We start from the raw sequence: 590 nt of genomic DNA, 5'->3' as shown, positions 1-590 counted from the left end.
CCCTTTAGTTCAATAAGGTATAGTTTTATTCTTCTTCCATACATAATACTGAGACATCTTTCCAGCCATAAGCAACATCATCTACTACCATTCCTCCAAACCCACTCTTCCTACGAAGATATTCCTTTCCTCCCATACGTTCATAGAAACCAAGCCCAGATTTATTTTGTTCCATTACCCATACCATCATAGAAGCAATGCCCTTTTCCTTAAAATGCTTAGCAATAGCTGAAACCAGTTGCCTTCCTACACCTAATCCCCTACATTCCTGCAATAGATAAAGGGAGTATAATTCTCCATCAAAATTTTCGTCATCAATGCTTTTGCCTGATGCAAAACCCATAATTTTTCCTGCATCATTAATTGCAATATAGATAAAGGGCTCATTTTCATTATTTGAAAAGTGAAGCCACCTTTGTTCTGCCTCTTTATACGATAATCTGTCCAAATAATCGTCTGGTACTAAACCGTGATATGTAGTCCTCCAACCATCAACATAAACTCTTGCTACGGCTTTTATATCTTCTTCACTTGCTTTTTTTATCTCCAAACTAATCACCTCTAATAGTACGCAATGATAAATTATTATA

1 protein-coding gene is annotated in these 590 nt (G+C 36.1%); it reads right to left on the bottom strand.

Annotated features, from left to right (window positions below):
* Positions 1–25: 25 nt before the first annotated feature.
* On the bottom strand, positions 26–590 hold a 565-nt coding region (locus tag RYX56_RS21120), incomplete at its 5' end, for a GNAT family N-acetyltransferase (protein ID WP_317123960.1).

Origin of the sequence: Alkalihalophilus lindianensis (assembly GCF_032843265.1) — a bacterium.
In the GTDB taxonomy this organism is placed as follows: Bacteria; Bacillota; Bacilli; order Bacillales; family Bacillaceae_D; genus Alkalihalophilus; species Alkalihalophilus lindianensis.
Note: the sequence above shows the minus strand (reverse complement) of the source record. Positions and strands in the feature narration are given on the sequence as shown.